Source organism: Candidatus Accumulibacter sp. ACC012 (assembly GCF_907163155.1).
Lineage (GTDB): Bacteria > Pseudomonadota > Gammaproteobacteria > Burkholderiales > Rhodocyclaceae > Accumulibacter > Accumulibacter delftensis.
In genome coordinates this window covers 34,656-55,482 of record NZ_CAJQUC010000001.1, presented here as the reverse complement: position 1 = coordinate 55,482, position 20,827 = coordinate 34,656, and the positions used below count along the sequence as shown (strand labels likewise).

Below are 20,827 nucleotides of genomic sequence, written 5' to 3'. Positions count from 1 at the left end.
TAAGGCTATGCCCCTAGGGATAGACTCAAGCAAAGGAGTCTTGGCCATGACCGACAACGTAGAAAATCTGATTCTTGAACACCTGCGCGCCTTGCGAGCCGGACAAGACCGCCTTGAGAGCGAAATGCGAGAGGTTGGTGCTCGCCTCACCAGCCTGGAAGCAGGCATGGCTGCCGGCCGGCGCGACGGCGCGCATAACTACGAAGAAATCATCCGGCAGCAGTCGAGTATCGACCAGATAAAGACACGCATCGACCGGATCGAGAGACGGTTGGAGATCGCCGGTTGAAATCTTACGGAGAGGGCAAAAGGAAAGACCTGACCACTTCCTGTTCAGTACGAAAAGCTCAAAGAATGTCGAGTCCAATGACCCGCTTGTGGATCGGAACCAGTTCCATACCGTCTCCTTTCGCAATAAACTTGAAAGCGGGAGGCGGTGGGTGCCAGAACCGAAGTTGCCTGAAGGCGACAGGTCGCCAACGGCCCTTTTAATGTGTGCGCTCGATGGCAGCAATCCGGGGTACGAGTCGGTTCAGCAGGTCACGTTAAAGTTCGGGGTCGAGCCGCCAAAGCTTTGCGCGACCTCTACCCATCGCTTCCCAACTCGAATTTTCTTTCATGATCCGGGGCGGCCGCAACTGCAATGACCGTTAATGTGAAAGTCGCGTATGCGACTCACGAACCTCCCTTCTCCCCCTGCGGGAGAAGGGGCAGGGGAAGAGGGAAACGGTCATGACTTTCATGATTTGGGGTGTCTCCACGTGTCATGACCGTTAATGTGAAAGTCGCGTATGCGACTCACGAACCTCCCTTCTCCCCTCGCGGGAGAAGGGCCGGGGGAAGGGGGGGCGGTCATGACTTTCATGATCAGGGGTGTCTCGACATGTCACGACCGCTAGAACAGGAGGGCCGGTGCGCTTACGTGAGATACCGCACGCCTGTCCTCTACCCGTGTCCGTGCGTGTCCGTGGCGCAAAAGCAAAAAGGCCCCGCCGGGGCGGGGCCTGTAACGGGCCTTGCTCGGGACCTCAGGCCGCCTTGCGGCGGCCCAGCGCTGCCAGCAGCGCCGCGCCCACCAGTGCCAAAGACCCCGGCTCGGGCACGCTGATCGAGCTCAGCGTGATGTTGCCCGGCCCCTGAATCTCGGTACTGTAGGCTCCGAAGTCGCTGTTGCTGAATCCGGTCTGAACGAGGAAGTAGTTGACCCCTGCCACCAGGCTGTAGGTGAAGCCGGCGAGGCCGATTGAGGGGTTGTCGTCGTTGCCGATGAGCACGTTCAGAAGCTGCTGCGTTTGGTCGAACGCGAGCTGGTACAGGAAGCTGTAGTTATCCCAGCCGAGGGGGTTGGTCGCCGTGCTCTGAAAGGTGTACGAGCCGCTCTGGTCCACAAAAAACCCATTCACGTCGTATGGCGTGTTGGTGCCGACGCCAGACAACACGGTTGGCGGGTTGCCGGCGATGGGCCGATTCCAAGTGGGAGCACCGGCCGTAGTGTCGTTGAAGCTCACGACGCCAGCTGAGGCCAAGCCGCAGCTAAGCATGGCAACCGCTGCAACGGCGCCGCGCGCCGCTAGGTGGGACGCAAATTTCTGAAAAGCCGTACGCATTGTGACTCCGTGAAGTTATGAATTGAACTGCCAAGCACGTGGCCTGCAAGATTCGCACCAAACCGTGATACTGATCGTTTGCGGGCGCCGGGATGACCGGGTTCATTAGAACGGGGGCGCCGGTTCGCTTACGTGAGATACCGCACGCCTTGCCAGAATTGTCCGCGCCGGGGCGAAATCGGCGTCCACGAGCCGACATATATCTGCTGCGAGCAAGGCGGGACTGGGGCCTGGAACCTTTGGTTTGAGCGTGAAGAAAAGTGGGCCGAGCCACCGAAGAGAGGGCGATTGGCGCAGGCTGGCAGCGGACGGGCCTCGACGCTCACGAAACCTGACCCTTTTTCGCTCACTGAAACGAATCCATGAGATCCACGGAAGTTGGCGATCTGCGCGACGCCGCCTACCTGGCGTCGGTCAAACTGGCCAGGGAGCGCGGCCACTTCCCGCTGTTCAACGCCGAACTTTATCTCTCCGGCAGCAACTTCGCCTCACGGCTGCCGAACGACATCAAGAACCAGATCCGCAAGCACGGCCTGCGCAACTCGCACCTGTTGTCGATCGCACCCACCGGCACCATCTCCCTGGCCTTCGCCGACAACGCCTCGAACGGCATCGAACCGCCGTTCTCCTGGACCTACAGCCGCAAGAAGCGCATGACCGACGGCACGCTCAAGGAATACGCCGTCGAAGACTACGCCTGGCGGCTCTACAAGCACCTCGGCGGCGACGTTGAAAAACTGCCCGATTACTTCGTCACGGCGCTGGAAATCTCGGCCAAGGCGCACAAGGACATGGTCGCCGCCGTCGCCCCGTACATCGACACCTCGATCTCGAAGACGGTCAACGTCCCCGCCGACTACCCCTGCGAGGAATTCCAGGGCCTCTACATGAGCGCCTGGAAAGCCGGCCTCAAGGGCCTGGCCACCTACCGCCCGAATAGCGTCATGGGCTCGGTGCTCTCGGTCGAATCGAAGAAGCAGGCCGAAGAGAAGAAGCAGCCGCAGGACTTCGTCAGCGGCGACGCCAACCGCCGCCTGTCGATCAAGACCCTGCCGGCGCCGGTGCTGGCCAGCCGGTGCTGGCCAGCACCGGCCGCGGCTAGCGGCTACCGGGACGGGAGTTCCACCCGCTAAACTACACAACATTGCCAAGCCGCAACCAAGACCTGGCCCCGATTCTCGATTCCGTTCCTGATCGCTGCAAAGGATTCGTGCGGCCTTGCTGGCGGCGCTGGAGTGTCGACTTTTTTTACACTGGCCGACCGACGAAATACCGTAACGATCGTTAACAAACTGTTTTAAAAAGACAAACAGAATCTGGCATAAATCTTGCTTTTGTCTCTCTGGGCCCGCCGGAACGTCGGGCCAACAAGTGCGAACTGCCCGTTTAACAACACGGGCAGAGGTTTTTTTAGTTTAGCTCCCAATGAAGGAATTAATAATGATAAAGAAAACCCTGATCGCGGCTGGACTTGCTGCCGTCTTAGCCGGCCCGGCTTCCGCAATACCCATCGAAGTTACTTTCAACGTCGCTGCTCTCGGCACCTTCACGGCCAATACTGGCGACGTCACGACTGCGAGCACCATTTCCAGTGGCGCTCCTGACTTGGTTGCCGCGATCATCGCGAACAACATCGGCCTGATCAGCGGAACCACCGTCCTGTTACTTCCGGACCCGCTGCCCGTGAGCGTTGGCGGAGTGTTCACGAAGCAGTTTGAGACTCCCTTCGGGACTTTTCTTGAAACCCTGACAGTGACGTCGACCACCCCTGGGATGAACTCTTTGGGCGTGTTGGCCGTAGGCACGATCAGCCAGATCGTCGGAGTTGGATTCGATCCGACGCCGGTCTACTGGTCAGCCGCCTACACGCAGAATGCTGGTCCCGGCGGACAGATCAACGGGTCGTACAACAACTCCACCACGCCGCCGCCGGGGGACGTTCCGGAACCCGCTACACTCGCCCTCCTCGGCATTGGTTTGGTGGGTATGGCTCTCCGCCGCCGCGGCTAACCCACGGTGGGCAGTATGTAGTTACGATCGGGTTGCCGGTTTTTCGGCATCCTGATCGCTGGGGCAGGTCCTGATCGAATTGCCGGCAAGCGTTGCCAAACAAGCGGATCAGAACCTGCCCCAGTCTTTTCCAGTTTGCCAGCGAAACGTGCGTTAGACGACTACGGTCGTGCCCCCTGGCAGATCGAGGAGAGCCATGGGGTAGAGTGGAGGACAGGCTTTCGCCTGCCCTGCCCATCAAACCGTGCATGCCGTTTCCCGCATACGGCTTTCCGAGGGTTTAGGTCGTTTCGTGTGGGACCGACCCCGGTAAGGGGGATGCCCCTGCCGAGCCCTGCAGGCGCTTCCACCCCTAGCCCCGCCCCCGCGGGCGGTGAAGTCCTTTCCGCCGGACGAGCTCGGGCGCCGGCCGCGTAGTCGCAACCCATTTGCCCTGTACTATATAGTGACGGGCGAAGGAGCTGGCAGAATGCGGGGAGGTGGGCTGAAGCACCGTGCCTGCGTACTGCGAACGGTCGGACTTTCCCTTGGCCTCCACAAGCGGATCTTTCGCAGCCATCGGATATCGCCCGATGAATCGGGCGGTCGAAGGCTGTTTTTGAGGGTAAGTACGCCCTGCCGTTTTCTTGAATGTTATCGGGAGTCGCCTTGTTCAAGCTAATTGGCGTCGTTGCAGGGTTCTACTTTTTCGGGTTCTTCGGAGCGCTTCTCGGCCTTTTTCTCGGGTCGATCATCGATCGTGCGCGCGCCTATGGTGCGGGCGGCATAAACCCGCTGCAGAATGCGCTTCGCCAAGCCGTTTTCCTCGAGACGATGTTCATCTCGATGGGCAAACTGGCCAAGGCCGATGGCCATGTCTCGCCAGCCGAGATCGAGCATGTCGAGCTATTGATGCAGAAACTGGGCATGACCCCGGAACATCGCGTTCAGGCGATCGCCTTGTTCAAACGGGGCGCCGACCCAGCGTTCGCCATCGACTCGACCTACGCCAGGTTCATGTCGGTTTGTGGTCACACCCGGCATTTGAAGCAGGTCTTGCTGGTCTATCTGATCTCGATGGCGACGGCTGACGGAGATATCAATCCGCCCGAAGAGGGCGTCCTTGCCGACATCGCCCACCGTCTTGGCTTTGATCAGACCACGTTCAAGCAATTGATCGACATGGTCCTGAATCAATCCCACTTCGCCGCGGGCCAACCCAGTACGGAAGCGGCGCTGGATGACGCCTACAGGGCTCTGGGCGTGACCAAAGACCATACGGACCAGGAAATCAAGCGCGCCTATCGCAAGCTGATCAGCCAGTACCATCCGGACAAGTTGATCGGACAAGGCCTGCCGGAAGACATGATCGCGCTGGCCAGTGAAAAGGCCAAGGAGATCCAGTTGGCGCACGATCTGATCGAGCGGCACCGGAAGATTTGAATTAGCGAGAAAACTGAGCCAGCCTCTTGTTCAGAAGAATGACTGCGTCGCAGCTTTGGACTAGCTTTCCTTGTGCGCGACGACGACCTGGCGGCGAGCACGCGTCGCCAGCTCATAGGTATTGACGTCATCCATCGTGTGACCATCGAAATGCATGCTGACGGCACGGGATCGCTCAGCCGGCACGCCAGCGCGCCGGTACCAGTCGTGCGCCTGCCGGGCAGGAGAAAGTTCATTGCTTACTTCATGCTGGCGCGGAGATCCTTCATCACCTGGTCGGTGGCCGTCACCCGGATGAGGCCCAGCCGAGGATATTCGATGTCCCGGATGACATAGACGCAGAGCGCAATCGCTGCGGCGAAGCCCAAGATATGCAGCCAACTCCGCTTCGGGTTGGCGGCCATTCCGAATCCTGCGAGCAGCGCGCTGCAAAGTCCCATGGCGAACAGCAGCCCGAAGATCGTCGGCGGCGGATGGATGCGGGTGGCGGCAGTGCGCGACGTGGTGATGTTGTTCATCTCGTTCAACGCACCCAGCACCAGGTTGGTGGTGGCGGTGTCCTTCTTCGCTTCGCAAAGTGCGATGGCCTGCTTCCAGATTTCATCCTGCAAGGCGATCGAGCGGGCGAGTTCCGCCTCCGCCGCGGCGACGTCCGGGAGCTTCTCAAAAGTGGCGATACGTGCATCGGTATAAGCGCGGAACAGGTCGCGCAATCGCCCCTGCTCATTCACCGGGAGCAGATCGAGATAGCTCCAGGCCGTGCCGATGTCATTGGCCTCGTCGATGATCAAATGGCGGCGATCGTCGAAACGCGATGCCGCCCCGGAGAAGGTGAAGGCGAGGAGCAAGCCGAACAGGGCGAAGACCGCCCCCTCGACGGCACCCACACCCGTCGGGGCGCGTTCCGGAGTATCCGCGTGCATGCGTCGGCCGATGCGCCGACCGAGTTCGAGAAAAAGGACCATGCCCAGGAAAAAGGCAATGGCGAAGGGAGCAGATTCCGGATCCATGAGCATGGCTAGATGAATGTCTCGTTGATTGTGACGACGTTTCGCTGATGAAGTCGCGGGCCGCAATTTGGCAGATACGGCGCGCGTGTTTCACAATTGAAGCTAGGGCTTCGTGCGCTTGAACACAGTCTGCGGGAGAGTGTGGACGACGATGGTAGTGGTGTCGGGCGCCACTTCACGAACCACCTCGATGCTGCGCCCGATGATGCAATCCATTTCCAGTATCGAATCCGAGTAGCTGCCGAGGTGAGACATGCCCGGAAACGCCTTGTTCGGACTGGTCGGTTGGTGCATCTTCATGACTGCGAACGAACGTGAATGGATTTTCGCGAAATGTAACTTACACCGGGAGAAGCCGTCAATCGCCAATTTTTAGCCGGCATGCGAGCCCATACCGGCATAGCGGCTGGGGGCGTCTAACGGTCATGACAGTCGAAACACCCCGGATGATGAAAGTCGTGACCGTCCCCCCTTCCCCTGCCCCTTCTCCCGCAAGGGGAGAAGGGAGTTTCGTGAGCCGCTTGCGCGACTTGCACATTAACGCGATTGCCGTGTCGCTTGCCGTGCCCAGGCGCGCTGCCGTAAGATCGCCAGGGGCAGACCTTCGCCATCGTTTGTCGCGCGTGCGACCCCTGACGAGAACCCAGCGAGGTAATGCAGCCGCAGACATTTCATGGAGGTCAGCATGTTATTCCAGCGTCGCTTCAAATCTACCCCCACCGACTGGCGCAGCGAAGTTCCCGGGCACTACTGTTCGCTCGTCGCCCTCGCTGTCGCCACCTTGGCAACTGGTCAGGCGTTCGCTGGCGGCATGCTTGCCTACGAAGTCGGGACGGCCGATGTCGGCCTCGCTTCGGCGGGTTACAGCGCGCGTGCGCAAGACGCGTCGACCGTCTTTACCAATCCCGCCGGCATGACCCGTCTGGAAGGCACGCAGGCCCTGGCCTCGGGGCAGCTGCTTTGGGCCAACACCAAATACTCGATCGGCTCGGGGACTTCGCCCCTGCTGGGCAACGACAATGGCGGCTACGCGGTTGGATCGGGCGGCTGGTTTCCTGGCGGCGGCGCTTTTTTCAGCTACAGCGTGTCACCTGAACTGAAACTCGGCTTCGCCCTGGCCGGCAATTTCGGCGCACCCTTGAAATACGACAACGACTGGGCAGGCCGTTACTACGTCCAGAGCACGACGATGCTCGGCCTCTCCTTGCTGCCCAGCATCGCCTTCAAGGTCAACGACAAGCTTTCTCTCGGTGCGAGCCTGAATGCCATGTACGGGATGTATACGAACCAGGTGGCAATCAACAACCCTGCGCCGATCTTCGGCGACGGCAAGCTGAAGCTGGATGACAGGACCTGGGGCTGGGGCGCCAACCTCGGTCTTCTCTACGAGATCGACGAGGGGACCCGAATCGGGCTGACCTGGAATTCGCAGGTCGATCTCGACTTCGAGGGGCCGGCAAAGTTCTCCAAGCTCTCGCCTGGTGTCGCAACGGCATTGAACAACGCCGGTCTGCTGAACTCGACGATCAAGGTCGGCATCAAGGTTCCGCAACAGGTGATGGCCAGCGTATTCACGCAACTTGACCCGCGATGGGCGCTGCTCGGCAGCGTCGGCTGGCAGCAGTGGTCAAAATTCGGGGCCATCCACATCGGTATCGACGACACCTCGAATCCGGTCAGCCTGACCACGGACATTCCCTTCAAGGACACCTGGCACGTCGCCACCGGCGCGCAGTATCGCTTGAGCGATCCGTGGCTGCTCAACTTCGGAGTGGCCTACGACTCGGGTTTCCAGCCGGATGGTTCGACGGTCTCGCCGCTGATGCCCTTGAACACCGCCTGGCGTTTCGGCGCCGGTGGCCAGCAACAGCTGAGCAAGACAACCGTATGGGGCGTCGCCGCGGAATACATTTATGGCGGGACGCTGAAGACGGATTTGCAGGGCACCGCGCCGGTCGCCCTTGGCGGTCGTGGCAACCTGATCGGCTCGTACGACAACACCGGCACGCTGGTGATGAGCGTTTACGGCAGCTGGAAGTTCTAGCGTCTGTCAGCAATGGACTCGGTGTGCCCAAAGCCAGCCAAGGTGCTGGTCGCGGAGCGACACCGTTCCATGCTCTGGCGCAGCTGGCGCGCAACATGAAACTGAAGCACTTCCCCGTGAGGAGGAAAAAAACCATGCGAAACAGACCGACAAGCATCGTCCCTGCCTTGCTCGCCATCGGACTCGTGGGTCTGACGTCAGCACCGAGCTTCGCACAGCAGAAAAACCCCGAACGCAATGTCTACTACGGCGAAACCCATTTACATACCAGCTGGTCGTTCGACGCCTACGCATTTGGCGACACGCAGACCGGGCCCGAGTCGTTCTATCAGTACGCGACGGGCAAACCGACCTTGCATCCGGGCGGCTACCAGGTGCAGATCACCAAACCGCTCGACTGGGGCGCAGTCACCGAGCATGCCGAGTACATGGGCATGGTCCAGGAAGCCATGGATCCCGAGTCGCCGCTGCGCAAGAGTTCGCCGCTGCTGGCCCGGGCCTTCGAGGACGGCGTCAGGGCCGATGGGCTGCTGGCTTTCAAAGTGCTGTCGCTGGCGATTGCCAAGGGACTGCCGATCAAGGAATTCAGCGATCCGGCCGTCGTCGCGCCGGTCTGGAAGCGGGTCATCGACATCGCCGACAGGTACAACAAGCCGGGCAAGTTCACGACCTTCGCCGCCTACGAGTGGACTTCCACCCCGGATTCCAAGAACCTGCATCGCAACATCTTCTTCCGCGATTCGAAAAAAGTACCGCAAGTGCCGTTCACGCCCCTGGACTCGCCCGATCCGCGTCATCTCTGGAGCTGGATGGACCAGCAACGCGCGGCAGGCAACGACTTGCTGGCCATCTCGCACAACGCGAACCTGAGCAACGGCACGATGTTCCCGACCGAAGTCGATCACACCGGCCGACCGATCGACCGCGCCTGGGCGGAGGCTCGCCTGCGCAACGAGCCGCTGACCGAGATGAAGCAGGTCAAGGGGCAATCGGAGACGACGCCGGGGCTTTCGCCCAACGACGAGTTCGCCAACTACGAAGTCTTCGTCTGGCATCTGCTCGGCAAGAAAGGCCCGCCGCCGAGCGAATACGGCAGCTACGTACGCCATGCCTACAAGGACGGCCTGGCCATGGAGCAGGCACGCGGCTTCAATCCCTACAAGCCCGGCGTCGTCGGCGGCTCCGATTCGCACGTCAGCGTCGTCCCCTACCGTCAGAAGAACTTCTTTGGCGTGCACGGTACGGTCGACGACACCATCGAGAAACGCATCAACGGCGCCACGGTGCTCGGACTGAACAGCCTCTGGGTCACCCCTGCCGGTCTGAGTGCGGTGTGGGCCGAGGAGAACACGCGCGACGCACTCTTCGACGCGATGCGACGCAAGGAGACCTACTCGACCAGCGGCGTGCGCATTCCGCTGCGTTTCTTCGGCGGCTGGGGGCTGGATGCCGGCATGCTCAAGCAGAAGGAGTGGCTGAAGACAGCCTACGCCACAGGCGTCCCGATGGGATCCGATCTGCTGCAGCCGACAAGCAAGGCGCCCTCCTTCGTGGTCTGGGCGGCGAAGGATCCCGACAGTGCCAATCTCGACCGCGTCCAGGTCGTCAAGGGCTGGAGCATCAACGGACAATCGTTCGAGAAGATTTACGACATCGCCTGGGCGGGGGCGCGCAAGCCCGATGCGAGCACCGGCAAGGTGCCGGCGATCGGGTCGACGGTGGATCTCACGAAAGGCACGTACACCAACACCATCGGTGCGGTGGAGCTGAAAACAGTGTGGACGGACCCCGACTTCGACGCAGCCCTTGATGCTTTCTATTATGTCCGCGTGCTCGAGATTCCGACGCCGCGCTGGAGCAGCATGCAGGCCGTGAAACTGGGCAGGGTTCCCCCGAGCGGCAGCGGGTTCACGGCAGTGATCCAGGAACGGGCATGGAGTTCGCCGATTTGGTATACGCCCAGTGCAGAGGCGCGCAAGGCCAGCAAGCCAGGGTTGACCATCGCTGAGCTGAGCAAGCAGGGCGCGCAGATGCTCGGCGACGCGCAGCTCAAGGAACTGCTCGTCGGCAAGACGGTGAAAGTGCGCAACTCGGTGACCGGCCAGCACTTCGAGATCCTGCACGGCGCCACCGGCCGGCGCCTGATAGCGTCGGTCGACGGCAAGGCAGCGGACTTGCGCGAAGTAGGCGAGATGATGCACGGTGGTGACCCTGACTACGAGATTCGCGACGGGCGCCTGCGCACGGACATCAACGGTAGCGAATTCGATGTCGCGGTCTACCGGCTCGGCGACAAGTACCTGGCGGCGCGCAGCAACGAGTTCGGTTACGCGAACTACGAGGTCGAGCCGGTAAAGGAATGAGCAGCGCTCCCGCTGCAGCCAGCGTTCCGCAGCCATCACGCGTGCAGCGCTGGCTGCGAGAGCCACTGCTGCAGTTTCTGGTCATCGGCGGTGCGCTGTTCGCGGTCTATGGCGCACTCAACCCGCAGACTGTTGTCCCATCCCAGGCCAATCAGATCCGGCTCACGCGCGACGATCTGCGCCAGATGGCAATGGTGTGGGCGGCAAAGTGGCAGCGCCCGCCGACGCCGGAGGAACTGCACAGCCTGATCGAAAACAAGATTCGCGAAGAAATCCTCTATCGCGAGTCGCTCGCACTCGGCCTCGACCAGAACGACACCATCGTCCGCCGCCGCTTGGCGCAGAAGATGGAATTCCTTGCCGAAGACACGTCCTCGATCCGCGATCCCGCTGCCGCGCAACTGAAGCTGTGGTTCGCAGAGAACCGGGCGAGCTTCACTTTGCCGGACCGGATGTCGTTTCGCCATGTGTACTTTTCACCCGACCAGCGCGGCCTCGGGGCGCGGGATGCGGCCGTCGAAGCACTGGGAAAGCTCGTCGGCAAGCCCGCCGACTCGCCGCTAGTCGCCGAGATTGGCGATCGTTTCATGTTCCAGGATTACTACGCCGAGCGCGTAGCGGAGCAGGTGGCCAGTGTGTTTGGAACGGCATTTTCCCAGTCGCTGTCCGGGCTTACGCCAGGCGCCTGGATCGGGCCCATCGAATCGGGACTGGGCTGGCATCTGGTGTTCATCGATTCGATCACACCGGGACGGGTGCCGACATTTGACGAGATCGAGCCGGAAGTGAAAGCCGAATGGATCAACGTGCAACGCGCCGAAGCCAAGCGCAAGGTGTTCGCCGCGATGCGCGCGCGCTACGAAGTCGTGCTGCCGCCGCCGGATGAAAAGGATGCTCCCGTCGCCGGAACGGAATCGACCACAAACACTCGATGAACAGCGGCATGCGGATGTTGGCGCTGTTGCGCTGGGCATTGCTCAGCGCGATGCTATCGATCCTCCTCGCGTCGGCTGGCGCCTGGGCGCACGAAACGCGTCCCGCCTATCTCGAAATCAACGCCACCGCGCCGGGCCGCTACGACGTGCTGTGGCGGACGCCGGTGCTATCGGGAAGGCCGCTGCCAATTGCGCTGAAATTCGCTGAGGGCACGTACAACGTCACCGAACCCGCTCTGCGCGAACTGTCCGATTCTCTGCTCGAGCGTCGCGTGATCGAAGCTCCCGGCGGCCTTGCCGGCACGCGTATCGACATCGTCGGCCTACAAGCGACGATCACCGATGTCCTGGTGCGTGTGCAGATGCACGATGGCAGCCATTCGACCACTCTCGTCCATCCCTCGCAGCCGTGGCTGGAAATCGCCGCGGAGCGCGGCTGGCTGTCGGTCAGCGGCGCTTACCTGCGGCATGGCATCGATCATATCCTGTTCGGCTACGACCACCTGCTGTTTGTCCTGGCACTGATGCTTATCGTGCGTCAGACTCGCATGTTGCTGTGGACGATCACAGCATTCACGGTCGCGCACTCGATCACGCTGGCACTCGCAACGCTTGGACTGGTGCACCTGGCGGGCCCGCCGCTTGAGGCCAGCATCGCACTTTCCATTCTGCTGCTGGCCAGCGAGGTCGTTCGCTTGCAGCGCGGCGAAGCGAACTTGACGGCGCGCTTGCCATGGCTGGTCGCGTTCTCTTTCGGCTTGCTGCATGGACTCGGATTCGCCAGCGCGCTGGCCAGCATCGGCCTGCCGCGCGGCGACATTCCGCTCGCCCTGGTGGCCTTCAACATCGGCGTTGAACTCGGTCAGCTCGCTTTCGTTCTCGTCGTGCTGGCGTGTTTGGCGTTAGCCAGGCGAATCAAGCTGGCGACGTCATTGGTGCGCTACGGCCGCGCCACCACGCCCTATGTGATCGGGATTCTGGCATCGTTTTGGTTCTTCGAGAGGCTGGCGACGTTCTGAGCAACTGATGCCCTTCAGCAGCTTGGCGACGTCGCAACTTGCGCGACCTGCGCGCGTCGCGAGGCGCTACACTGCGTTCTCGTAAGCACCAGACAAGACGTCATCCACCCACCCGGATATGCCACGCCAATGCGCCGCAATATGTCCGTAAATCAGTACCTTGGCGAGCTGTTGCTCGGCACCGACCCGGCCATGCGCTTGCGCGTGGCGCAGACCGGACTGGGCCTCTTGCTGATGCTCACCGGCATGGCGGTCGTACTGTGGGCAGCTTGGGCGCTGCACTTGCCGCGTGCTCCGCTGCATCTCTGGACGCTGAGTTCGTTGTTCGCCATCGTCATGGTCTATATGACTATTCGCTGCGGTTGGTCACAGCACTTCAAGGACCCCTCTCTTACCTTGCCGCAGATGGCCATTGCCATTATCTGTAGCGCCAGCGGTTATGCGCTGATGGGCCCGGTGCGCGCAATTGCGTTCCCTAACTTGCTGATCATTCTGATGTTCGGCATGTTCGGCCTACGCGCGGCCAGCGCCTTTGGGATCAGCATTTTTGCTTTATTGGCCTTTGGCCTGAGCATGGCTTTGATGACTTCGATCGATCCCGATAGCTACCCGCCGACCGTTGAATTGGCGCATTTCATGATGCTGAGTATCGTCGTTCCCGCGGTTTCGGTCCTGGCCGGGCGTTTGAGCCGCATTCGCCGCCGCCTGGGCCAGCAAAAGCAAGAGCTGACGGTGGCACTCGAACAGATCAAGCTCATGGCCGCACACGATGACTTGACTGGCTTGTTGAATCGCCGCCACATGCAGGTCCTGCTCGAGCAGGAGACTCAGCGCAGTCTGCGCTCCGGACGGGGCTTTTGCTTGGCCCTGCTCGACATGGATCATTTCAAGCGCGTCAATGACCGGCATGGCCACGCCGCGGGTGATGCCGTACTGCGCGCCTTTGCCAATAGCGCGCAGGCGGTCTTGCGCCGCTCGGACGTACTGGCGCGCTGGGGTGGTGAAGAGTTCGTCTTGATGCAGGCGGACACCAGCATCGAGTTTTCTAGAGCCACCATGGAGCGGCTGCGTGAGCAGGTGACGAAGCTGGAACTCACTTTTGGCGAAAAGCGCTTGCACGTCAGCTTTTCGGCCGGACTGACCGAACACCGTGCCGGTGAGAGCGTGACCCAGACCCTGGAGCGCGCCGACCGCTTGCTCTACGACGCCAAGGCACAGGGCCGCAACCGCGTGCTGGCGGACTGACCGAGCCAGCAGGCCAGGGAGGCAAGGCGAGCAGCGAGCCTGCTCGGTGCGCGCCACGGAATCCCCCCCTCTCGCCTGCGCCAAGCTGAGCACTCCGGAGGAGACTTCGATGCCGGCCCTGCCCGCGCCGCCAGCCGGCAAAGCGTGGAATCGGACGCCCTCGAACACGGCACGCTCCTTGCTTAGGGATCTTCATCGACAAGGAGATCACATGGAAAACATTCACTATCCGACGCCCTATCTGCTCTACACCGCCGACGCCATCGTCAGCGATGCCTGCCTGCCGAAGGCAGCGAAGCACAATCGAACCCTGGCGGCGTGACGATCATGACCAAGATCGGCATTTTCTTCGGTACCGAGAGCGGCCGTACGCATCTGGTCGCCAAATACATCGCCAAGAGTCTGGGTGACGCAGCGAGCACGCCGATCGATATCGGCCGCGCAACGCTGGCCGACTTCCTCGCCTACGACGCCCTGATCCTTGGTAGCCCGACGCACGGCGGCGGCCAGCTGCCAGACCGCTCCGTCGCCGCGTGCCCGCCAAGTTGGCAGGCATTTCTGCCGCAACTGGCGGGCGCCGACCTGTCCGGAAAGGTAGCTGCCATCTACGGTGTCGGCGACCAGAAACAATATCCTGGCGCTTTCGTCGACGCGATCGCTGTTATCCAGAGCACCCTATTGGCAAGCGGAGCCCGCGTCGTCGGGCGCTGGCCGACCACCGGCTACGATTTCGCTGCTTCTCGGGCAGTCGCCGGCGAGCATTTCCTTGGCCTGGCGCTTGACCAGATCAACCAGCCGGGATTGACCGGACAACGCGTCGAAAGCTGGCTGGCGCAGGTCCGACCGGCCCTGCTGCCGGGTGTGTGATGACGACGCTTGGCGTTTTGGCAAGTCTGCAAGCTTGCCGCGCCTTGCTGATCGTCGGCGCGCCCGCCCCGGAAAGCGGCGGCAGGAGGGCGCAGTCCGGTCCCTGCAGCGATCGGCTGAGGTCTCCCGGAATGCCCGCAGATGGTGCCCTCCCAGCTCGGTTTTGCACCACCACCGAGCACCTGCCGCAGAGAAGTGACGCTGCTCGGGCAGAAATCGCCTACGACTTGCTGCCCCCCTTGACCAATTCGATCTCGCTCGGGCGCCAGGCCTTGGTAAAGAAGGATTCAAGCGGACTGTAGAGACGCAGGATGGTGAACCAGCCTTTCCCCGGCAGGGTCTGGATCCAGTTGCCGCGCTTGATGCCTTCCGGCTGGGTAGGAGCGAAGTAGATCGTCGTCGAGCCATCGGCGTTGGCTTCGGCTGCGGGTGACGGGTAAGTCTGGCTGCCGGCGCGCGGGTAGCGCTGCGGCGTGTCGAGCATCGAACGTGTCTGATTGTCGTAGACGGTGAACGACCAGAAGGCACGCGCGGGGATATCCTTCGGCAGGGTCAGCTTGTAAGTCTTGCCGCCGTCGAAGGGCTCGCTGTTGGCGTCGAGAAAACCCATCAGGTACTGCGAACCAACGTCCGGGATGCGCATGATCATGCCCGGGGAGTCGAGGGTGTAGCCATAGTAGAACGCCGTCCGCGAGTCCAGCGTGCGCGCCCCGGTCGGCGGTAGCGGCTTGAACATGCCCTCCTTGGTCAATTGCGGCGGCGGCGTCTCGAAGTTCGCCCCGCCCTCCCACAGCATGTTGCCCCACTGCGACCCCGGATAATAGTTCCAGTCATGCGCCTGGCTGTAACGCCAGTTCAGGGCGCGCCCTGCGGCGTTGCCCACGGCCGCCGCGTCGGTGAGAATCTTTTTCATCCGCTCGTCAGGATTGAAAGGCTTGCCTTTGACGATGCCGATTGCCGCCAGTTGCCCGCTGAGTTCCACGTCGTAGCTGCCGGCCGGCTCCTGCTGGACGTTTTCGTTGATCATTTCGAAGAACGAGTAGTCGTTCGGCGGAATGGTGTTCATCACCCGGCCACTGGCCTCGACAAATCTGGTCTCGGGAATCGCCGCGTTGCGTCCCAGGCGGACCTCGCCGGCGAGCGCGGTGGCAATGCTGGTACCGACGCCGCCCGCGGTGTAGGGGTAGATCTTGATGCTCTTCTTGATCAAATCGACGGCCGGCTTCGGGTCGTTGTCCACCAGGAAGGAACGCGCGGCGTAGAGTACCCGTGTCGTCTGCGCACGTGCGATGAAGAAACCACCATCCGGAAGCGGGCCGTCGTAGCCCGGTGGCAAAAGCAGGTACTTGCCGCCCTCGCCGCGGTCAGGCCCGGGGAAGCCGATATCGATGACCCAGGAGAACCACATGTCGTTGATCGTGCCCAGACCCTGCGGCGGCTGTTCGACGACCATCGGCCCTTTGCTCAGATCCACCACCGCCATATAATAGACCGTGTCGGCGTTGGCGGTGAGAAACAGCGACTTGGCATCCATCAAGTCGGGGAAGATGACCACCGTGTTGTCCTCGGCACCAATGCTGAGGAAACCCTTGCGAATCGCATACGCCGAAGCGCCACGAAAGCTGTTGTTAAAGACGTTCAGGGCACGCGTGAAGTCGAGCGTGTCATAGACCTTGCTGGCCGTTTCCACGCTCGGCGCACCATCCTTGAATTCGAGCGTGCCAATGCGCGTCTCGACCTTGTCGGGCGTCGTCAGCGAAGCCGGGATGGCGCTCTTTTCCTGTGCGCTCGCCAGTTGGGGAAGCGCCAACAGCAGGCACGAGGCGAGAGTAGTCAGCGGTTTGATGAGTGGCTGCATTGCTTTGTCTCCTTGAGTATCGGTCAGTCTGACGCGCCAGCAGCGTCGTGGTTCTGTGCCCACCGGAAGGCGATGCGGGGAGCCGCGCAGCCCACGGCCAGCCGGGAACTGGCGTCTATCTGCCGGGCCGAAAACGCCCACCTCGGTCTCAGTAGCGGGCGCTGCACGGCAGATGGGACGTGCTGGACGGGATCGCCGATGGCGATCAGCAGAGCGATTGTAGGGCGGGATCGGCCAAAGTCAATCGTTCAGCATAGAGGAAGCAAGCGTCGATCATCGCTCTACACCGAGCGCTGTTGCGAAGAACATGCCCCCTGGAAGAGCGCGCCCAGCCAGCACCGCTTCCCCTGCCGGCTGCTTCGTATTACGCTCCGTACTGGCGGTCGTGCTTCGTCCCTCCAGGGGAGCCAGGAAAACCCAGCGAGTCACGGTCGATCCCGACAAAGCACTGGGGTGGTCGCGCCGAGCGCCGAAGCGAAACGTAGCGACGACACCCGTGTACATCCTCCACTACTGGCCCAAAAGCCACTGCCCGTGACATGACAAACACAAGCGCGCCCAATTATTTCGATCTCAACGCCGCCACCTGGGATGCCGATCCCGCCAAGCAGTCCCGCGCGCTGGCGGTCGGCAAGGCCATTCAAGCCCAGATAGCCCTGTCGCCGCAGATGCAGGCGCTGGAATACGGCTGTGGAACCGGTTTGCTCAGCTTTGCCCTGCAGCCGCAGCTCGGCAACATTACCCTGGCCGACAGCTCGGAAGGAATGCTGGCGGTGTTGAACGAGAAGATCGCCGCCCACGCCATCACCAACATGCGCGCCACGAAGCTCGACCTGGTCACCGATCCCCTGCCCCCGGATCGCTATGCGCTGATCTACACCTTGATGACCTGTCATCACATCGCCGACACCGACGGCCTGCTGCGCAGCCTCTACGCCTTGCTGGCGCCTTCAGGCTACCTCTGCATCGCCGATCTCGACGCCGAGGACGGGTCTTTTCATGGTCAGGGATTCGCGGGCCACAATGGTTTTGATCGTCGCGAACTGGCGGCAAGAGCCGAAGCGGCGGGATTTGAAAAGGTGGCTTTCACGACCGCATTCAGCATGACCAAGGGCGCAGGCGCAGCGCAACGCGAGTACCCGGTCTTCCTGATGGTGGCGCGGAAGTAGGGCCGTCCACACGCGCATCGCCTGCCCGACCGGGGACGATGCCTGGTCTGCTGGTGCTCCCACCGCCCCTCCCTTGATTGCTTTATCTCCTTTGCACTGAACGCCGCCGCGCGCAGCCGCACTTTCCTCGCCAGCAAGCATCTACTACGCAGACTTTCAGCCATGAATCGAAACCTCCTGCCAGCCCCCATCACCCGCGCCCTCCTGCTCGCCACCTGGCTCACTGCCGGGGTGACCGGCACTGCCCTGGCCGGGCCCTGGGCTGAGGTAACGACCCCCAGCGCCGGCCCCACCAAGGTCATCGGCGGGGTTTCCAGCGGCTGCATTGCCGGCGCCCAAACGCTCCCCGCCGAAGGCGACGGCTACGTCAGTATCCGCCGCTACCGTAACCGCTTCTACGGACACGCAGATCTGTTGCACCTGGTCTCCGACCTCGCCCGCAAACAGGCCACGCGCGGCCCGGACCTGATTATGATCGGCGATCTGAGCCAGCCCCGAGGCGGGCTGATGTCCAGTTCGCACCGCAGCCATCAGAACGGACTGGATGTGGACATCTGGTTCCAGCTCGCCCCCTCCGCCGCCGTCGCCAACCGTGATACCGCCAACCAAGCCGACCCGCCAAGCATGGTCACCCCGGACGGCGAGGGCTTGAGCGCCCTCTGGGGCGACGATCAGCTGGCCCTGCTCCAGGCCGCAGCCGAAGATCCCCGCGTGGAGCGCATCTTCGTCAACGCCGCCATCAAGCGGGCGCTGTGCGCCAGCGATGGCGACAGGGCGTGGCTGCGCAAGCTCCGCCCGTGGTTCGGACACGACGCCCACTTCCACGCCCGCTTGCGCTGCCCGCGCGACAGCAGCGAGTGCACGCCGCAGGCCGCCATCCCGGCCGACGACGGTTGCGGCAGTGAACTGGACTGGTGGTTCAGCGCCGAGGCCCGCCAACCGGCGAAAAAAAGCTCAACTCCCAGGGCCGAGCCGGCGACGCCGGCAGCTTGCCGGCCGCTCCTCTCGATCAACTGAGAGCACGGGGCCGCGGCGCAGATCGCTGCGCCGAGAAGCGCTTTTCTCATCGCCCCCGATGGCACGCTCACAGCTTTTTTGATCACCCCCTGCTCGGGTAAATTGATGACTGACTCCGCTCTCGGACGGGCCGGCAGCGACCATCGGCCAGCTTTGTCGTGCCTCCACCTTGACCGCTTCCGGCTCAGCGATGACCGCTAAGTTTGACGAAACCAGCGTCCGTAGCAAGTCGGCGAGCCGACGCTAGGCGCAAAGACGCAGCAGCAACGAGCGCCATATTCTCGCCGACCCTTTGCTCGGCTCACACAAGGAAGCCCCCGGCAAAGCCGGAGGCTTCCTGTAGCGGAGACTGATCAATCCGGCAACGCTCGCTTGCCGTTACGCCGCCACTCCACCGTGGCCTCAGGAGTTTTCGATCAGGATCCCTTCAATGATCTGGGCTGATTCCTTGCAGCGGGCGAGCACCCTTTCCTGCTGTGAGTAAAATTGCCGCATCCGAATGGCCAGCAAAGCGGCATTGTCGTCGCCCTCATTCTCGAACAGCGTCTTGATCGCCCGCTGCATCACAGCGTCGGCCTTTTCCTCGATACGTTCGATTTCCAGGCACAGGTTGACGGTCTCTTCGCTACGCTCCTTGTCCTTCAGTGAATTGATGGCGCGATTGAGGCGGGTACAGGCGTCAACGGCCATCGAAGCCAATTCACGCGAGGCGGGCGTGGCCTCCGAAACATCGTAGATCGCCACCGACTGGGCAACATCCTGGGCTGCGTTTACCACAGCGTCGAGTTCGAGGGTCAGTGCATAGACCTGTTCCCGATTGAGCGGCGTGACGAACGCCTTGTGCAGCATGTTGAGCATGTCCTTCTTTATCTGGTCGGCGCTGGCTTCGTTCATGTTGACTTCTTCGACCAGGGCGGCGACATCGTCCTTGCTGACGCCCAGGCTGGTAACCAGGCGGAGCACGGCGTTGGCACTTGCCAGAACGCGCTCGCTATGTGCTGTGAGAAGAGAAAAAAACTCGGAACGCTTTGGTAACATGGCTAGTTCCCCTTGATAGGCATTTGTATGACAAATTTTGGTGACAGGAAGCAATGACTGCGGCAATACACCAGAAGCGAGCGGGCAATGGCGATCCGCGCTCACTATGGGCTCCGCAGCCCCCCTGACGTGGCGCTGCAGCGATGGCGCGAGCAAGGCGGGACGGCGCCCAGGCGGGGCGCCGTTCCCGACCAATACCGCGTCGGGGCCTAGAATGATTTGGTTCCGATATACCAGAAGACCGCCGCCATCAGCCCGGCAGCGGGAATCGTCAGGATCCACGCAACCAGGAGATTGGCGGTGATCGCCCAGTGCACCGCCTTGACGTCGGTCGCCGAACCAACACCGATGATGGCGCCGGTAATGGTGTGCGTCGTCGACACCGGAATGCCCCCGAGCGTCGCCAGTCCAAGGGTGATCGCGCCGCCCATCGAAGCACAGGAACCACTGACCGCATTGAGCTTGGTGATCTTGGTGCCCATGGTCTTGACGATTCGCCAGCCGCCCAGGTAGGTGCCCCAGGCGATCGCGAAGTAGCACGAGTAGATCACCCACGTCGGCAGGGTGGCCACGTCCTTGGTTGCGACCCCGGCCGTAATCAGCAGCAGCCAGATGATACCGATCGTTTTCTGCGCATCGTTGCCGCCGTGACCCAGGCTATAGGCCGCCGCCGCGAACAACTGGCCGCTCTTGAACCATTTCCCCGCCTGATGAGGTGAGTGCTTTCGGAACACCCAGGAGACCAGAACCATCAGCAGCCCCCCGATGATCACCCCGACCAGCGGTGAAATGATGATGAACGCCAGGATCTTGCCGAACCCCTCCCAGACGATGGGCGCACCCGAGCCAGACTTGGCGACCGTCGCGCCAACCAGGCCACCGACCAGGGCGTGCGAGGACGACGACGGGATTCCGTAGAACCAGGTGATGATGTTCCAGGCCAGCGCCCCCATCAAGGCACCGAAAATGACGTAGTGATCAACGAACTGCGGACTCACCGTGCCCTTGCCGATCGTGGCCGCCACCTTGAGCTCAAAAACCCATAAGGCGGCAAAGTTGAAAAAGGCGGCGAAGATTACCGCCTGCTTCGGCGTCAGCGCACCGGTGGCAACAATTGTCGATATGGCATTCGCGCCATCATGAAATCCATTCATGAAGTCAAACGCCAAGGCGATCGCGATCAGCAACCCCAGCACCCAAATGCTGATAGTCAAACCTTCCAT

The 20,827-nt window shown here is 61.8% G+C and carries 18 protein-coding genes and 1 pseudogene; 12 read left to right on the top strand and 7 right to left on the bottom strand.

The features are described 5' to 3' along the window. Nucleotides 1-46 precede the first annotated feature (46 nt). On the top strand, nucleotides 47-289 hold the full coding sequence (locus tag QZ648_RS00265) for a hypothetical protein (RefSeq protein WP_291995779.1): 243 nt from the start codon (nucleotides 47-49) through the stop codon (nucleotides 287-289). Nucleotides 290-1,028: 739 nt separating this feature from the next. On the opposite strand, the gene QZ648_RS00260 is transcribed toward QZ648_RS00265, so the two are convergent. Then, nucleotides 1,029-1,508 (bottom strand): PEP-CTERM sorting domain-containing protein, encoded by a 480-nt coding sequence (locus tag QZ648_RS00260; protein WP_169065601.1) that lies wholly within the window; start codon nucleotides 1,506-1,508, stop codon nucleotides 1,029-1,031. A 461-nt stretch (nucleotides 1,509-1,969) separates the two neighbouring features. Between QZ648_RS00260 and QZ648_RS00255 the strand changes: the two are divergent. From QZ648_RS00255 to djlA, 3 genes and pseudogenes are all read left to right on the top strand, one after another. Further along, nucleotides 1,970-2,692 (top strand): annotated as a pseudogene (locus QZ648_RS00255) (ribonucleoside-diphosphate reductase, adenosylcobalamin-dependent); the annotation flags it as partial. Between the two features lie 355 nt (nucleotides 2,693-3,047). Continuing rightward, nucleotides 3,048-3,617: a PEP-CTERM sorting domain-containing protein gene (locus tag QZ648_RS00250; protein WP_291995778.1), complete on the top strand. Its 570-nt coding sequence runs from the start codon at nucleotides 3,048-3,050 to the stop codon at nucleotides 3,615-3,617. 648 nt (nucleotides 3,618-4,265) lie between these two features. Further along, a complete protein-coding gene (gene djlA / locus QZ648_RS00245) occupies nucleotides 4,266-5,039 on the top strand; it encodes a co-chaperone DjlA (RefSeq protein WP_169065602.1) in 774 nt (257 codons plus the stop codon). A 60-nt stretch (nucleotides 5,040-5,099) separates the two neighbouring features. On the opposite strand, the gene QZ648_RS00240 is transcribed toward djlA, so the two are convergent. The 3 genes from QZ648_RS00240 to QZ648_RS00230 form a co-directional block, all read right to left on the bottom strand. Beyond that, entirely contained in the window at nucleotides 5,100-5,225 is a 126-nt protein-coding gene (locus tag QZ648_RS00240; RefSeq protein ID WP_272873632.1) for a hypothetical protein, read from the bottom strand. Nucleotides 5,226-5,278: 53 nt separating this feature from the next. Further along, nucleotides 5,279-6,055, bottom strand: coding sequence for a DUF4239 domain-containing protein (locus tag QZ648_RS00235; RefSeq protein ID WP_169065603.1), 777 nt, complete (start codon nucleotides 6,053-6,055; stop codon nucleotides 5,279-5,281). 96 nt (nucleotides 6,056-6,151) lie between these two features. Continuing rightward, nucleotides 6,152-6,343 carry a hypothetical protein gene (locus QZ648_RS00230; protein ID WP_291995777.1) on the bottom strand — a complete coding sequence of 64 codons (192 nt, stop codon included), beginning with the start codon at nucleotides 6,341-6,343 and terminating at the stop codon, nucleotides 6,152-6,154. A 391-nt stretch (nucleotides 6,344-6,734) separates the two neighbouring features. Between QZ648_RS00230 and QZ648_RS00225 the strand changes: the two genes are divergently transcribed. From QZ648_RS00225 to QZ648_RS00200, 6 genes are all read left to right on the top strand, one after another. Further along, a complete protein-coding gene (locus QZ648_RS00225) occupies nucleotides 6,735-8,093 on the top strand; it encodes an outer membrane protein transport protein (RefSeq protein WP_291995776.1) in 1,359 nt (452 codons plus the stop codon). A 134-nt stretch (nucleotides 8,094-8,227) separates the two neighbouring features. Then, nucleotides 8,228-10,456 (top strand): DUF3604 domain-containing protein, encoded by a 2,229-nt coding sequence (locus QZ648_RS00220; RefSeq protein WP_291995775.1) that lies wholly within the window; start codon nucleotides 8,228-8,230, stop codon nucleotides 10,454-10,456. Then, on the top strand, nucleotides 10,453-11,391 hold the full coding sequence (locus tag QZ648_RS00215) for a peptidylprolyl isomerase (RefSeq protein ID WP_169065608.1): 939 nt from the start codon (nucleotides 10,453-10,455) through the stop codon (nucleotides 11,389-11,391). Before QZ648_RS00220 ends, QZ648_RS00215 begins: the two co-directional genes overlap by 4 nt. After that, a complete protein-coding gene (locus QZ648_RS00210; RefSeq protein WP_291995774.1) occupies nucleotides 11,388-12,410 on the top strand; it encodes a HupE/UreJ family protein in 1,023 nt (340 codons plus the stop codon). The genes QZ648_RS00215 and QZ648_RS00210 overlap by 4 nt, the downstream gene beginning before the upstream one ends. A gap of 141 nt (nucleotides 12,411-12,551) precedes the next feature. Further along, the gene (locus QZ648_RS00205) at nucleotides 12,552-13,655 is read left to right on the top strand and encodes a diguanylate cyclase (protein ID WP_169065610.1); all 1,104 of its coding nucleotides are present in this window, start codon (nucleotides 12,552-12,554) and stop codon (nucleotides 13,653-13,655) included. Nucleotides 13,656-13,982: 327 nt separating this feature from the next. Beyond that, on the top strand, nucleotides 13,983-14,522 hold the full coding sequence (locus QZ648_RS00200; protein ID WP_169065611.1) for a flavodoxin: 540 nt from the start codon (nucleotides 13,983-13,985) through the stop codon (nucleotides 14,520-14,522). Nucleotides 14,523-14,742: 220 nt separating this feature from the next. Here the strand turns inward: QZ648_RS00200 and QZ648_RS00195 are convergent, their stop codons facing one another. Continuing rightward, complete coding sequence (locus tag QZ648_RS00195; RefSeq protein WP_169065612.1) at nucleotides 14,743-16,380, bottom strand: DUF1254 domain-containing protein; 1,638 nt, start codon at nucleotides 16,378-16,380, stop codon at nucleotides 14,743-14,745. 539 nt (nucleotides 16,381-16,919) lie between these two features. Here QZ648_RS00195 and QZ648_RS00190 point away from each other — a divergent pair. Both QZ648_RS00190 and mepA read left to right on the top strand, forming a co-directional pair. Continuing rightward, nucleotides 16,920-17,549: a class I SAM-dependent methyltransferase gene (locus QZ648_RS00190; protein WP_169065613.1), complete on the top strand. Its 630-nt coding sequence runs from the start codon at nucleotides 16,920-16,922 to the stop codon at nucleotides 17,547-17,549. A 162-nt stretch (nucleotides 17,550-17,711) separates the two neighbouring features. Next, on the top strand, nucleotides 17,712-18,566 hold the full coding sequence (mepA, locus tag QZ648_RS00185) for a penicillin-insensitive murein endopeptidase (RefSeq protein ID WP_169065614.1): 855 nt from the start codon (nucleotides 17,712-17,714) through the stop codon (nucleotides 18,564-18,566). Between the two features lie 402 nt (nucleotides 18,567-18,968). On the opposite strand, the gene QZ648_RS00180 is transcribed toward mepA, so the two are convergent. After that, the gene (locus QZ648_RS00180) at nucleotides 18,969-19,709 is read right to left on the bottom strand and encodes a DUF47 family protein (protein WP_291995773.1); all 741 of its coding nucleotides are present in this window, start codon (nucleotides 19,707-19,709) and stop codon (nucleotides 18,969-18,971) included. Nucleotides 19,710-19,813: 104 nt separating this feature from the next. Further along, nucleotides 19,814-20,827 carry an inorganic phosphate transporter gene (locus QZ648_RS00175; RefSeq protein ID WP_169065615.1) on the bottom strand — a complete coding sequence of 338 codons (1,014 nt, stop codon included), beginning with the start codon at nucleotides 20,825-20,827 and terminating at the stop codon, nucleotides 19,814-19,816.